General features: G+C 68.0%; 7 protein-coding genes and 2 pseudogenes. 3 read left to right on the top strand and 6 right to left on the bottom strand.

Annotation, left to right across the window (positions count from 1 at the left end):
• Positions 1 to 277 precede the first annotated feature (277 nt).
• Positions 278 to 740: pseudogene (locus tag IE252_RS43800) on the top strand (transposase); the annotation flags it as partial.
• Between the two features lie 106 nt (positions 741 to 846).
• Here IE252_RS43800 and IE252_RS44480 read toward each other — a convergent pair.
• Both IE252_RS44480 and IE252_RS42175 read right to left on the bottom strand, forming a co-directional pair.
• Positions 847 to 978, bottom strand: a pseudogene (locus IE252_RS44480) (transposase); the annotation flags it as partial.
• 179 nt (positions 979 to 1,157) lie between these two features.
• Positions 1,158 to 2,420 carry a S1 family peptidase gene (locus IE252_RS42175; RefSeq protein ID WP_190094824.1) on the bottom strand — a complete coding sequence of 421 codons (1,263 nt, stop codon included), beginning with the start codon at positions 2,418 to 2,420 and terminating at the stop codon, positions 1,158 to 1,160.
• 1,330 nt (positions 2,421 to 3,750) lie between these two features.
• On the opposite strand from IE252_RS42175, the gene IE252_RS42170 reads away from it, so the two are divergent.
• Entirely contained in the window at positions 3,751 to 6,525 is a 2,775-nt protein-coding gene (locus IE252_RS42170) for an NACHT domain-containing protein (RefSeq protein ID WP_190094823.1), read from the top strand.
• 51 nt (positions 6,526 to 6,576) lie between these two features.
• Entirely contained in the window at positions 6,577 to 6,948 is a 372-nt protein-coding gene (locus tag IE252_RS42165; protein ID WP_190094822.1) for a hypothetical protein, read from the top strand.
• A 236-nt stretch (positions 6,949 to 7,184) separates the two neighbouring features.
• Here IE252_RS42165 and IE252_RS42160 read toward each other — a convergent pair whose 3' ends face one another.
• From IE252_RS42160 to IE252_RS42145, 4 genes are all read right to left on the bottom strand, one after another.
• Positions 7,185 to 8,909 (bottom strand): TniQ family protein, encoded by a 1,725-nt coding sequence (locus IE252_RS42160; protein ID WP_190094821.1) that lies wholly within the window; start codon positions 8,907 to 8,909, stop codon positions 7,185 to 7,187.
• 107 nt (positions 8,910 to 9,016) lie between these two features.
• Positions 9,017 to 10,036: a TniB family NTP-binding protein gene (locus IE252_RS42155; protein ID WP_229849156.1), complete on the bottom strand. Its 1,020-nt coding sequence runs from the start codon at positions 10,034 to 10,036 to the stop codon at positions 9,017 to 9,019.
• Positions 10,037 to 10,151: 115 nt separating this feature from the next.
• Positions 10,152 to 12,242 carry a Mu transposase C-terminal domain-containing protein gene (locus tag IE252_RS42150; RefSeq protein WP_190094819.1) on the bottom strand — a complete coding sequence of 697 codons (2,091 nt, stop codon included), beginning with the start codon at positions 12,240 to 12,242 and terminating at the stop codon, positions 10,152 to 10,154.
• Positions 12,239 to 13,309, bottom strand: a complete 1,071-nt coding sequence (locus tag IE252_RS42145) for a TnsA-like heteromeric transposase endonuclease subunit (protein WP_229849155.1) — start codon at positions 13,307 to 13,309, stop codon at positions 12,239 to 12,241. Before IE252_RS42145 ends, IE252_RS42150 begins: the two co-directional genes overlap by 4 nt.
• Positions 13,310 to 13,604: the final 295 nt, after the last annotated feature.

Raw genomic sequence — 13,604 nt, 5'->3', positions numbered from 1 at the left:
GTGTCGGACGATGAAAAAGAGTTCAATGCCCGAGGCTCTGGACTGGGCACTGAACTCTTTTCTGCGCAGCCGAGGCTGAGGAAGTGCGCACTGGTCTGTTCAGTGCGCAGACCCTGTCGCGCGTCATCCCGGAGCAATGCTCATGACCTGTGGAACGACCTCGAGTTGGACGCGAAGGGCGTACCTTCCCGAGTAATCGACTTCTGGTCATCGCAGGCCGACGTTGCACCGCCGGTTGGAACGCACGCGCGTGCTGAGCGTAGTGAATGCCGATGGAATGACTGAGACCGGCTCCCCGATCCGCGAGGCGGATGCTGGCCGCCGCGCTGGAGGGTGACGTCAACGACTGCATAGCCGAGTTGGCCGACCAGCGGGACGAGAACGGGCGCCGCCTGGTAGTCCGCAACGGCTATCACCGGCCCCGCTCGATGATAGCACCGCAGCCGGGACGGTCGAAGTGCAGGACCCGCGAGTCAACCACAAGCGCATGGACGAAGCAACCAGCGAGCGCAAACGGTTCTCCTCGTGCGGCACCCGGGCTCCGAAGATCAGCGACGTGCTGCCGCTCCTACCTCTACCTCCACGGGCTGTCCAGCGTGAAATTCGTTCCCGGGCTCGAGCAGTTCCCCGGCTCCTAAGCTGGCCTGTCCCCGGCCACCATCACCCGGCTGACCACCCAGTGGCAGGTCGACCAGGGAATGTTCAGCGAGTGCGACATGTCCGCCACGGACTACGTCTACCCCCTCCCCCCGCCACGCCAAGTGATTTCCACGCTGGCCGCCTCTTTATCGGCACCGGTGCGCGAAGTAAAGCTCATGGCCGTGCCCCGCTCGGCCTGGCGGGTCCCTCGGCCCGCACCCAGTCCCGCGTGCGCCCCGGCTCACACCCAAGTCCCGCAACCCCGGCCGGAGTCAGGTCCGGATCAGACAGGTACAGCGCGACCGCGTCCGCCTTGAACTCCGGCGAGTAGAACTCCATCACCGTACGGGACATCTCCTTTCCGGCCCCAGATCAGAGGCCGGACAAGGTGTCCATTCCCCGAGGGAGACGCCGAACTTGGCAGTGAGGGCGACCCCCCACCTCCAGCAGACCATGGTCTGGGCGATCGGGAACTTCGCAGCACCTACCGCGCGATCATGCTAGAAGTGGGGCCACGCTCAGCCCGTCAAGATCCGCGCGCCCGTGTAGGACTGGATGTAGCCGATCTCGACATACCAGCTGCGGTTCTCCTGGCCGATGGTCTGCAGGCAGCGGCCGGACTTGGTGAGCTGGGAGGTGCTGCCGATGCCCTGGGCTTGGATGTTGCCGCTGTAGTCGCCGCTGTAGTGCGGGCCGCCGGAGTCGCCTGGTTCGGTGCAGGTCGTGTCACGGGTGAGATTGAAAACTACACGACCCAGGTCGGTTTGGTTCACCGATTCGCCGCGCCACCGGATGACGCCACAGGTGATGTTGGTGGTACGCCCGGACTTGCACACGGAACTTCCGATCGGCCGCTGTTGCGTGCCGTGCACGATCAGTGGGATGTCGTCCGGCCTGTGCTGGGAGATCCATGGGCCCTGCATCCACCGACTGCTGAGGGAGCCGATGATGCCCCAGTCATAGTTCAGATCGCGCATCCACCAGCGGCCGAGACTGTAGGAGTAAATCTTGGAGTTTCCAAAGCCCGACACGGCGGTGGAGTCTTTCAGACAGTGTCCCGCGCTGATGATCACGGGGTCCGACACGCCAGGCAAGTCGGGGTATGTCAGCCGCGCGTTGTACCCGAGCGAGCAGACCTCCGATCCGGACAGGATGCCTTCCCCGCCGTCCACGTACGTCCAGTCGTCGACGGTGGCCACGGCTGACCCGGTGGCGGTTTCGAAGCGTACGGCTGGGCCAGCGGCGGCCGCTGCCTTGGCGAGGGCGCCCTGGGCACGTCCGGCCAGGATGGTGACGACGACACGGTCGGCCACCGGGTCGACGTGCCAGGACAGCACACCCGCTGCGGCGGATGGCGTTGCCTTGGCCAGGGCGTCGAGTCGGCCTTTGATCGCATTGAGCTCGGCGAGACCGAAGCCGGGCGATGTCGCCTTGGGGATGGCGCCGCCTTCCCGCACCTGCTGAGCATGTGCGGTGTCGGTGATGCCGACGACCAGCTTGCCGCTCTCCGCATCGAACCAAGAGCCCGCATAGGCACTGCCCAGCGCCGGCACCAGTGCGGCCTCGGCCTTCGCGGCCGCTGCTTCGTCTGCGAGCCGCCGGCGAGCGGCGGTCGCATCCAGGTGCAGGTCGCGCTCCATGGCCTGCAGAACCGCGCGGCTCGGCCCTTCCGGGTCGCCGGGGCGCGTGGGCGCAGCCTGCGCGGTGCCCGGCAAACTCCACAGGACGCTCGCGACGGTGAGAAGCAAAGCCCCGCACAAGCGTCTGGCCTTCATCGTCATTTCGCTCCCCTTCTGCCCGCCGAGGAAAGGCAGGCCCCCGAGTCCGAAGTTGTTGTTACGACTCTCGCTGCTCGGGCGGCCCTTCGGGAAGCGTGCGTGGGTGCGCGCGGGGGCGCTCAACCGGTACCTGAGAGCCGGGAGTTCGGGCCAGCACAGGTGGCCAACGTCACCGCCCCGCCGCAGCCCATTCCTCGCCCGCCCGCGCGACGTCGGCCTCTGCGCGCTGGCCAACCTCGGCCTGGGGGACAATCCGGCCAACAGGTACCACTACCATCGACGCCACCACGGTCGAGAAACCGGTGGCCGATGCCGCGCGGCACGGCCGACACCCGATGTATCCCGAGTGGCATCCCGGAGGGCACTATGCCGCCTGCCTAGAGGACGGCGACGGCTTGGAAGCCCGGCTCGTCGCGACCAACTCAGCTTAACGAAAGCGAGATCAACCGATCCACAGGACTTGACGATTGCTCGTCTCCCCGGCCCCTCTGGCCGACCAGGTTTGCAGAAACTAACCCATCCGAAAGACACGGGCGTTGATCGTGTGGCTAGTGGTAGGAGCTGATGTTTCTCAGGTATCAGGTACAGGGCACTGGCGGCGCCGGTGGCGCTGCCGCTGGCCAGGAGGGCGGTATCGGGGGTGAATGCCGGTTTACCAGGCGGTGAAGGCGGCGGCGCTCCCGGTGTGCAGGGCCATCGAGTGTGCCAGCAGCAGGCTCAGCGTCTGGAGCGTAGACATCGCGGTCCTCTTGGATGAGTGGTCCCTTCCACCGTGTGGACCAGATAAGACCGACGCTGCCCGTCCGGGGTGTGTCCTGCCTTTGTATGCCGCAGAGTTGAACGGACCCGCTGCCGGGCTGCTGGTGGCGGGCCCGGGGATCGTGTGGAATCCGACGTGTCCGATCAGGACCCGCGGGACACTGGCACGTAGGGGGGCGGGCATTGGCAGGACGCCGGATTTCTTCGAAGGAGCTGCGGCGGGTAGACGCGCCAGCTGAAATGTTGGCGCTGCGGCCTTGAAGCAGACGGAGCGGCCTCCCGAACGTGGGTTAGCCTGAACCGCGCACGGCTGCCAGCGACTGCCCGTAAGCACGCCTGCTCCGCCCTGCCTCACTGCGCTGCTGGACCCGGCACGGTGGCTACCAGGGCTCCGGCGCGGTGTCGGGCCCTCCGCAGGACGGTTTCGTCACCGAGCGGATGGCAGGTCTGTCATAAGTCGCATTCGCGGGCCCCGGCATCGCGACGAGGGGTCCAGTTCGCTCACTCCGGGCGTGAAAGTGCGCAAGTCTTTTGGCAGTGGAACGTACACGTGCGGGTGGGGGGAGTGACAGTGGTGAGCTCCGGCCGGGACTTGACCGTAGAGGGCGACGCGATCGGCCAATTCATCACGGGGGATCGCAACGAGGTCTACAGCGTCGTGGTGAACGCGACCCATTCGACGGTGACCGTGCTCGCCCCGGATCGACGTCCGAAACCTGTACGCAAAGAGCGAATCGAGCGTCGGCCCAGCCGTGGTGGTCTGCCTCTCGGCCGGGAAGTCGAACTCGCCTCTATCCTGCGCAGCGTCGCTGCGGACGAACCGGCCGAGGTGCATGGTGCCGAAGGTATCGGGAAGAGTGCCTTGGTGCGGCAGGCATGTCTGGAGTTCGGTGGGCGGGATGGTGTCATCTTCCTCAACGGGCACGGCCGAGAAGTCGACGACCTGATCCAGAGCATCTTCGAGGCGTGTTACAGCAGCCCCGGCTACCGGCCCGCCGAGGGGGAACTTCTCTCCCTGCTCGGCGATCTACGAGTGTGCGTCGTCATCGACGACCTGGAGGTGTCTGCCCGGGACCTGACCCGGCTCCAGGACGCGGTACCTGCCGGGACTGTCGTGTTCAGCGGGCGCGAACGCCTGCTGTGGGGACACGGCACCTCCCTCGCCCTGGGCGGTCTGCCTCGCGAGGCCGCCCTGCAGCTCCTCGCCCGGGAGCTGCGGCGCCCACTGCGTCCGGCAGAGATAGCCGCGGCGAACGCCCTCTGGAAGGCCAGTCAAGGTCATCCGTTCACGTTGTTGCGCGCTGCGGCGCTCGCCAAACCCGATACAGACACAGGGCTCCTCAAGCTTCCCGCGGTTAGCGAGATGCCCGTTCTGCTCCGCCAGGCCATCGAGCGCAGCAGCGGCGATGCCCGGCAGGCCCTGGCGCTGCTCGCGGCCGTGCCGGGTGTGGACGTGACGCTTGAGGTCCTCGCCCTCTTGACGGCCGACAGCGGCGCCTTCGACGCGGCGCGGGCGGCAGTCGGCACTCTGGTCGAACTCGGCCTAGTCACCCTTACCGACGAACATGTCCGCCTCGGCGACGCCGTCGCCCAGGATCTGCCTGACGACCTGGCGCTCGACGCCGACCGGCTCGCCGAGACAGTTCGACGGCTCACCGCATGGGCCTCCACGCGACGCGCCCAGCCGGTGTCGGTCGCCGATCACAGTCCGCTGATCGCGGCACTCATCGAGGCTGCCAGCCGGATGGGGCGACCCGACCTGGGCGTTGCGCTGGCCCACGCCGCCGCGCCTGCCGTCGCCTGTTCCCTGCGCTGGGGCGCGTGGGACCGGATCCTCACTCGCGGTCTCGCCGCCGCGAAACGGGCTCAAGACGCGCCCGCGCACGCGTACTTCACCCACGAGACCGGCATCCGACTGCGACTGACCGGTCACCACATCGCCGCGGCTGCCGCATTAGCCGCTGCGGCAGCAGCCTGGCATGCTCTGGGAGACCATGGGAGCTCCGCGATCGCGGAGCACGCCCACGCCCTCCTCGGCTCCGGCCCGTCGCCGGCCTCTCCCCCCGCTGCGGGTACTCCCGGCGGCCCTCATGCGAGCACCGGGGGTGGCGGCGATCCGACAGGCGGACAAGCGAGCTCCCCCGGTCAGGGCGCACAGCACGTCTCCCACGGGTCGGGCAACTCCTCGGGCACCCACGGGCCGGCCCAGGGCAGTAGCAGTGGTCATGCCGCACCGGGCCACTCTTCTGCGGCAGGCGGCCACGGGTTGAACGCGGGGCACGGTGTCGGCCACGGCGCCCTCGCCAAAGTTCCCCTCGTGGCCAAGGTCGTGATTGGCGCGGCTTTGCTGGGCGGCGTAGGAGGCGCGGGTGTTTACGTCTGGGGTGAGGGGAACGGGCCCCAGGCAGCCTCTACCGTGCCCTTGCACGTGAGGGTCGCCACGGACCTCTTCGAAGTGAAGGACATGCCCGGAACGCCTGAAGGACCATGTCCGAGCGGCGCCGGCACGACAGACTGCACCAAGGTCACCCGCGTCGCCAAAGGCAAACGCGGCCCTGTTGAGGTGGTTCCCGCCGCCCCTCTCCCGCGTGGTGTGTCCATCGTCTACTGGGGATGCGACGAAGGCGCCTCCGCGGCGACCTGTACCGTCACCGCGGACCGCGAACGCACTGTCTGCGCTACGACCACCAGCTCTCGCGACGCGAGCGCCCGGCAGCAGTGTCAACAGGCGACCAGCAGGCAAAACCCCACACAGAAGATCGCACTGGTCCATGTTCACCTAGCAGCGGAGAACTTCCAGATCACCGCCACCCCCGACACCCCGGGGGCGAAGCCGTGTGTTCAACCCCCCTTGGACTGGCGCCTCACAGGAGAGGCGGCCCGCAAGGCAGCCGAGCAGCGGATGTGTGAATTCGTCGTCCCCCTCGGCACAAAGATGGCTCTCGCAGCCAAAATCGAAGGAAAATCCTTCGTGGGGCAGCCGTTCAACGGAGAACCTATCTGGTTCGGTTGCGACGAGAGCCCGACCGAAACCCTAGCCCCCTCCCCCGGAGTCGGAGAAACCGACCCGGAAACAGGGAGGCACACCTTCCCCAACGCGACCACGACCTGCACGCTCAACCTCACCACCGGGCGCTACATCGGTCTGGCCAGCACCGATCTCGACGACACGGGGGGAGCCGGCGCCCTTGCCAGCGCATTTGCCACCATCCCCAGGGCCTACATCGCACCGGGCGTGCGCGCCATGCCCACCGGCGACGCTTCCCCCCTGCAACGCGTGCCCTGCTCATCAACCGGGGGCCCCGCCGACCTCGAATGCCTGGGTAACCCTCCCAACGGCGGAAACTGAACCCGTCCCCCGGCCGATGACCCGAGCCATCGCTCCACCTAGGAGGAAAACATGACCGACCAGCCGGGAAGCCGCAGCATCAACGTAGGCGGAAACGCCTCAGGGAACTTCACCACAGGCGACCACGCGACCCAGAGGTTGGCCTACACCTCGACCGGAGTGCAACCCGAATCCATCAGGTCCTTCGTCGAGCTGATGGCGAGCGAGATTCCCCGGTTCGGCCTGTCGGCAGAACAAGAAAGCGGCGCCAGGGACGCTCTGCGCGAGCTGGAACGCGAGTCAGTTGGCGAGACCGTGTCGCCGTCCCGAGTAGAAAGGGCCATGCTCACACTCGGCGGCTATCTTTCCCAGGCAGGAGCCCCGGCAGTGGCCGCCGCGTTCATGGCGCTCGCCATCCATATGGGTGTGGCCCCACCCAGGTGATCTTCGCGGTCCGAAGGCCGCGTGTGACTTGCCCATAACCGCACAACGGAGTTCCCAGTCTTCGCCGCACCACACCGCTGTCGGCCCTGAGCCCGCGCCTACTGGTGCACGCACGAGACGACGAGGCCGGACGCCCGCCACACGAGCACGAGCCAGCCCCGTCCGTATGGCGGCCTCTCCGGGCGCTGCTTTACCGCTACGCCGCCCATGCCGCCGACGTACCGAGGATCCGTGTATCACCGGACGCCGCTGGAGGCGAGCCACTGGCGTCCCCAGGAGAGGAGTGCGTGTCCTGCTTCTTGTGGTAGTTCTGCGTGAAATCGACTGCGTGCGAAGGCGACGGAGGCCGCTTTGATGCCGTCCCAGCCTTCGGCGTAGGTGGGGGCGTCGGCCGCCTGCCCGCCGGTGAGGTGTTCCCACAGCCAGCCGGCGGCGTGCCGCCGCCGCTGCCAGGTCAGGAGCTGTCCCGTCGGCTTGAGGATCAGGGCCAGGGCGCGGCCAGGGACTTCGCGCAGGCTGGAGAGCGCCGTGCGACGGGCCTGGTAGTCGATGAGGCCGCGATCGGTCATCCGGGCCGCCAAGGCCCGGACCGCCTCCCAGAATGCCTCCGGCTCCGGGGTGCGTTGGAGGATGCGTGCGTATGTCTTCCGTGATCGTGCTGGCAGGCCGAGCGCCTGGGAGGCCTGTGCCCACGTTTCGGCCCCGGCGTGGCGGGCCAGGGCCAAGGAGGCGATGTGCCGGCCGTTGTTGACGTGGGCGCCGGGCAGGTGCGCCGCTAGGAACTCGTGGTAGTCGCCCGGGTCGAGGCGTTGGGGGATGTGTCGGAACGCCAGCGTGGAGGCTGGCACGGCGTCATCGGCGATGTGGCGGCGGTGCGGCGGGATGGTGGCCGCCATCATCTCGTCCATGACCATCGGACGCTGCAGATGCCGTAGTGGGTCCGACTTGTGGTATCTGGCCACCCGGTCCTTGGCGAGTCTGCTCGCCCACATCGCGAGGTACGACGGACCGGAGTTGCGGTCGGGGGCGTCCACGACGGGTGCCGCCAGGGCGAGGATGGCGGCGACCTCGGCGGCCGTGGACGGCCCCGCTCCCGGGTCGGGGACGCCGCCGCGCGCGAACTGCTCCCGGCGGGCGTGGCGGGCATCGCGGACCGCGGCCAGGGCGTGCGCCGCAGCGTCGGGGAGGGCTGCGAGTTCATCGTCGTGGACGACGAGGCGGGCCAGTGCGGCAATGAACCGGAGGGCGGCGAACCAGTCCGAGCCAGTGGCCGACTGGCCCGCAAGCTGCGCCGCGGCCCCCTCAGCGATGGCGAGCGCACGACGCTGGATGGCGACCAGAGCCTCCGGGACCGGGAGGGTGGGAGTGTCCGCGATGCGCTGACGGCAGACCGTCGGGTTCCTGGGCCTGCCAGGATTGGGCTGGCGATTGCCGCATTCGCGGAGGTCCAGCGTCGCGTGGGTGCGCCTGAGGAGGGTGCCTGGCGTGTTGTTCGCGCCGCGTCGCAGGGCGATGCCGCAGGCGGGGCAGTTGTCGATCAACAGACAGCGGTGGTCGGGGCAGACGGCGGCGATGCCCAGGCGCCACCACAGCGGCCACACGTCGCTTCTGGCGAGGCAGTGCGGGCAGGCGCGGCTGCCGGTCAGCTGGAGCCACTGTTTGCCGAGGAGGTGTTCCAGGGGCTTGTCGTAGCCGGGGTGGAGGGCGTTGAAGTTGAGGATGGTCCCGTCGTAGCGGGACAGGTGCATCGTCTCTACGACGTCCGCCTGCAGCCCGGTGGTCGTGCGCAGGCTGTCCAGGCTGGCGGGGGTGGGGAGGATGCCGAAGAGGGCGGGCACGCGGTCATTGGTGCGGTATTCCAGGCCCAGCGCCCGTGCGGCCAGGCCCGGGGAAAGGCCCATGGCCACGGCGGTGCGGTCCACCCAGGAGGCGAACGCCTCGCCGTCTGCGGGGACCGGCACCACCGGGAGCCGCCGCAACTCCTGGACCGTCCTGGGCCCGCGGCCGAGCAAAGCACCGGACGACCGGGGTGAGACGGCACTGTGCTTACCGGCCGGCGTAGCCATCGTCAGCTCGCCGCCTTCTGCGACCGGGCCGAGGCGGTCTTGCGGCGCCGGTTCACCAGGCTCTGATAGGTGACTTCGGCGTACTCGCTGATCTCGACCCGGTCCATGAGCTTGCTGGTGATGGCTTCCTCCTCACTCATGACGGCTTCGATCGCGGACTCGCGGAGCAGGTCGGTCAGCGCGCAGATGCTGCCGTCGGTGCGGTCATACAGATACGCGGAGAGCTTCACCAGCTGACCGGGCTTGTGGCGGAACAGCACGAGACTGCCCTCCAGAGCCTTGACGGTCTGAGCCCACTCGGTCTTGTCCGCATCGGTGCTGCAGCCGAACTTCGTCACCGCATGCCGGGTATTGCGTCCCGAGGTCTGGGTGGCGCGTGAGGATGCCTGGCCCTCGAGGAACAGTCCGGACTTCTTCAGATCGACGCCGGTGTAGACGAAGGTCGCCGCGGTCTTGTTGGCGATGTACTTCAGATGGTCGTTGACGACGCGGCCCTCCTTCGCGGACAGATCCAGGAAATGCACATCGTCGATGATCACGAGTTCCGTGCCGACGTCCGCGAGCACGTTCAGCACCTGGTTGGTGATGTCGGTCTGGGTGGCACCGCGGGCCAGCACCATGCCCAGGTAGTCGGCCAGCAGCACCGATAGATCCTTCGGGGTCGCCCGGGCCGGGATACTCAGGTAGACCACAGGGGTGTAGTCGATGAGCAACCCGCCGCTCTCGTAGCGGTCCTCGAACCGCTCAGGGTGCCGGCGGCGCAGCCGGATCTCGTGCCGGGCGGCGAACAGCTTGACCATCGTGGACTTCCCCACCGTGGGGGGCCCGTCCAAGACGATGCCGGCGCGGGCGCCTGCCGCGCGGCGGGCGTTGGCCTTCACCCGCCGCTTCATCAGGTAGTGCAGACGCCTCACCTGCGCGGTGTCGACGATGACCAAGGCGCTGTGGAAGGCATCGCGGTCGTCGTTGAAATCCTCTCGTTCCTCCTCGGTCAGCCGCAGGTACTGCTGGTAGGAGGGCATGACAGGACGCTCCGGTGGCCGACTGTCGCGGTAGTGGCGCCACTCCTCCTTGGTGCGAGGTTCGGCCAGGCCGGGGTGACGGAAGGGGCTCAACAAGGCAAGTCCTCAGCTCAGTTCACGGGGCTTCTGGGTCAAAGACCTGGGCGGCCTCGATACTGCTCAGATCGACCTCGCCCCAGCCGCCGCTTTCCTCCGCCGGCTCGAACGGGGCGGGAACGACGGCAAGGGGCGGGTGGTCATCCGCCGGGGCGTCGCCGCGGGCGATGTCCCGGCTCTGGGCAGCGGCGCGGTGCTGGTCGCGGGTGTGACGTTTACGTTCGGTGCGCGTCCAGGTCTCCGGGGCGTCGGTGCGGTTCTGGAGCTCGGTGAGTGCCCTGGCCACCTCTGCCTGGTCCTCCGGGGCCCGCTCGCGCAGGGCGATGAGGCGTTTTGCTTCCCGCAGGGTGATGTCGGTGAACGGCTGGTGCTCGGCCAGCGCGTGGGTCCAGCGCAGGACGTGCCAACGGCCGTCGGCCGGGTCCAGGAAGTAGGCGTGCAGCAGGTTCCTGGGGTCATAGCGGATCGGCCACAGCTTGTCCGGGTAAGGCGACTTGGCCTTGCGGTACTGGTAGAGGATGTCCGCGTTGTAGGTGAGGTAGTTCAATTCGACGCCGTAGGGGTGGATGACGCGGCCCGCGATCGGCAGCAGCTCGAAGTACATGTTCGCCTCGCGTGGGCAGTCCACGTAGCCGGCCGACCCCAGCGCCATGGCGTACGCCTCATTCGGTGAGACGTGCAGGTCGGGGAAACCCTGCAGGGTCAGCCCGCGGTGATGCTTGCGCTGGTAGACGGCGATGACGTACTCGGCGAAGAACTCCGCCAGCTCATCGATGCTCCAGCGGGCCTGGTCCTCCACGGTTCGGCCGCGGTGGGCGACGTTGAAGCCCTTGTAGCCGGCCACATGCTCGGAGTACTGCTGGCGGATGGTCCCAAACAGCCGCTCCACGTGTGGCTTGTCGGTGGGCTGCAGCTTGCGGGCGTCCTGGAGATCGATCTTCCAGCGTGCGCAGGCGCGTGCGACGACGTCGGACTTGTAGGGCTTGCCGTGGTCATACAGCAGCGTCTCGGGATAGATCACGGGCCTGGCGGCCGCCTCTGCCAGGCGCTCATCGACACTGATCAGCCGCTCGGCCGGGATGCGGAGCATCTGGTAGCGCAGGGCGTCGTCCCAGCCGGGCCGCATGAGCTCCGGTGTCATGGTGTCCGCCAGCAGCAGGCCGATGTCGATGGCCTTGGTACCCAGCGGGGTCAGCCGCCAGGCCAGCAGGGAGCGGGTGGCCACATCGAGGGCGACGGTCAGTTCGACACTGATCGTGCCGCCGCTGCCGGGGTCGAAGGCGAGGACGTCCAGCGGAGTGGTGTCCAGCATGACGACCTCGCCGGGTCGGGTGGCGAGCACGTTGCCGAAGGGCCGGTCGGGCTGGTTGGCCGCCGAGGCCCGCTGATAGGCGGGGGCGGCCGGCGAGGTGTCCAGCAGGTGGGCGACCGCACGGCGGAAGGTGTCCCGGCCCGGCAGCGGGACCGTGCCGGCGCCGTGCTCGGCGTTCAGGCGGTTCTGGGTGCGGCGGAAGAAGCGGCTGCCGATCGTCGCGGTGCTGTCGGCGCGCTCGGCTGCTGCCTGGTCCCTGATCGCCTGGTTCACCCGCGGATCGAGATTGCGCAGCGGGTTGCGGATGCGGGCCTTGCGCTTGTCCACCAGCCCCCACAGGCCCTGTTCCGCGCGCCGAGCCCACAGCTTCCACAGCCACCTCTCCGAGACCCCCAACTCCTCGGCTTTGGCCCGGATGCGGGCTCGTTGCGGCAGGGTCGGATCGTACGGCGCGCGGGGCTCGCCCGGCTCCGCCGTGAGGGGATCGCCCGAGCGATAGCCCGTTGCGGCCTCCAGCAGATGTCCTTCCAGCTCCAAGGCGGCCTTCTTGGCGCCCTCATCCAGGCCATCCAGCACACCGGCAGGATCCAGCCCCGACCCGTCCCCATCCAGCGTCCGGGGCGGTGGTTCGACGGCCGCACGGAAGCTGTCGTCCGCCAGGAGGACGGCGAGCATGATGGTCTGCATCCGGCCGGTCTCTGAGCGCAGCCGCACCATGAGGCCGTCCAGCCCGGCCACCTGATGCAGCTCGTGCTCGAACTCGATCCAGTCGGTTGTCGCGAGACGGTGGCTGCTCATGCCTCACGCCCGCGGCTGGCGGTGCGCACGGTGGTGTGGTCGCGCAAGGGACGGGTCACATCGAAGGCGAGCTTGTGGTGCCACATCAGGTGGTAGACCACCGCCCGGGCCAGCTCGGGGACCGGCTGGAAGCTCACCAGCCGCCCGATCTGCACGGGCGTGCGGGCGAGCTGGAGCAAGGGGGCGGCCAAGGGATTGCCGGCCTGCAGGGGGCGGCGGTATCCGGCGAGCCAGGCGACCGTGGCCCAGCGCAATGGGGCTGGCTCACCCACCATGGCGTAGTCCCAGCCGATCCGCTCGCACAGTTCCTCAGTCCGCCGGGCTTGCTGCACCACGGCGGGGGCGCCGATGCGCTCGTCGTGCTTCACATCCACCACCAGCGCCGAACCATCCCGCCGACGCACGAACAGGTCCGGGGTGTGCACCCACAGGCCCTCCTCGTCCTCACCCTCGATGAGGAAGGGCTGGGCGGAGAAAGCGGCCACATCGGCATCGAAGTCCAGCAGCTTCATCCACTTCGACTCCAGGAAGGACTCATACCCCAGCACGCGGTCGGTGCTGGCCGCCCAGTACTTCCCCGGGGTGTGCCACTGCCCGGCGTAGGAGGAAAACGTCCGTACCGGCAGCGCGTCCTCGAAACACACCTCGCCCGCAGCTACGGCCGCCACCCGGCGTTCTTGCTTGTCCGGGTCGAGGTAACGCAGATGGGCACGCTCGCGGGCACCGCGCACGGGCCGCAACGTGCGCGGCCTTCGTAAGGTCATGCACTTCCTCTCCAGGCAAGAAGGTTCTTCCCCCGGCGCCCAGGACCAGAAAAATGGGGTGACGTACTTGGAGATGTCACCGGTGACCTCCTGGGCGCTGGTGGCGGGGCCGGTGAGCAGCACGACCCCGCCCCTGTGATCAGTCCGATCCTGGCGAGCCGCCTGAGTGGATACATCAGAGCCTTCCCTCCCCTTGTTGTTCCTGTTGGAGATGGTCCGGATCTTGTTGTGCGCTTGGGAGACTTCCGGCTGAATGCCACTCGAAGAGGTGTGATCGAGGCACCGATGCATGAAGTCGGTCATGAGGTGGCGGCCTCGATGTCTTCGTCCGGGTGATGGGTTACGTGGCGGGAGTGCCAGTGCGGAAGTGCTCTCCTCGCTACTGAACTCTTGGCTGTGCAATGAACTTGTGAGTACCGCTCAACAGTTCGCCGGACAACGAGGCCGACATCACGAGGGAGGGGGGACGGGGCCGCGACGGCCTGATCAGGTCGAAACGTCCATTGATGTACCGTATGGCGCTGAACAGTTCACTGCACTGCTGAACTACATGCTGAACTCTTTGCTGCGCTGCTGAACTCTTTCGTGCTGTTCAACA

Origin of the sequence: Streptomyces melanogenes, assembly GCF_014649795.1 — a bacterium.
In the GTDB taxonomy this organism is placed as follows: Bacteria; Actinomycetota; Actinomycetes; order Streptomycetales; family Streptomycetaceae; genus Streptomyces; species Streptomyces noboritoensis.
The sequence above is the reverse complement of the archived record's forward strand: the minus strand, read 5'-3'. Positions and strand labels throughout refer to the sequence as shown.